General features: G+C 75.9%; 1 protein-coding gene. It reads right to left on the bottom strand.

Annotated features, from left to right (window positions below):
- Window positions 1-11: 11 nt before the first annotated feature.
- Window positions 12-837, bottom strand: an 826-nt coding sequence (locus CA984_RS44210) for a bifunctional adenosylcobinamide kinase/adenosylcobinamide-phosphate guanylyltransferase (protein ID WP_108724714.1), incomplete at its 5' end; no start/stop codon positions are given.

Genomic DNA, 837 nt, shown 5'->3' with positions numbered 1-837 from the left:
GGGAGGGGCGGTCAGATGGGCAGGGGGAGGAGGCGGCCGGCCACCACCAGGGCGACGTCCTCCGATTCGAGRGCCAGCCGCTGGTTCAGGCGGCCGAGGACGTCGCGGAACATCCGGCCGCTGGAGGTGGCGGGCACCACGCCGAGCCCGACCTCATCGGAGACCGCCACGACCTGGGCGCGGGCCTGCTGCCAGGCGGCGACCAGTTCGTCGCACCGGGCCGTGACCGCGTCCCGGCCGTCCCCGCCGGACCAGGCGTCGCACTCGTCGAAGACCGCGGCGACCCAGGTGCCGAGCCCGTCGATCAGCATCGGGGCTTCGGCGGTCCGGAGCAGTCCGGCCAGGTCGGTGGTCTCGGCCGTGCCCCAGTGAGCCGGTCGGCGGTCACGGTGCGATTGAACCCGGCGGGTCCATTCGGCGTCGTCACCGCCGGACGGCCCGGTCGCGACGTAGAGGACCTCGGGCTCGCCCGCCAGCCGGAGTTCGGCCTCGGCCGACTTCCCCGAGCGCGTCCCCCCCAGCAGCAGGGTCCGCCGCGGCCGCGGGGGCCGGCCGGGGACGGGTTCGCCGGTGTCGAGGACCGTCCCGTCCGGTACGGCCCGCACCTCCCACAGCGCCGCCCGCCGCGCCAGTTCCGTCTCCGTCGGCACCCGATGATCGATGTCCACGGCCACGACGTGGGTCCGTTCGCCGACGACGCCTCGCCGGCGCAGATCTCCCAGCCGCTCCGGCCGGTCCAGCWCGTCGATCAGCACCAGATCGCAGGCGGCCGGCCCGTCCTCCGCACGGACCGGGACCCGCTCCGCTCCGCGCTCGCCGTACCGGTCCGCCGGAGAA

The organism is Streptosporangium minutum (assembly GCF_002149035.1).
GTDB classification, from domain to species: Bacteria; Actinomycetota; Actinomycetes; order Streptosporangiales; family Streptosporangiaceae; genus Streptosporangium; species Streptosporangium minutum.
The sequence above is the reverse complement of the archived record's forward strand: the minus strand, read 5'-3'. Positions and strand labels throughout refer to the sequence as shown.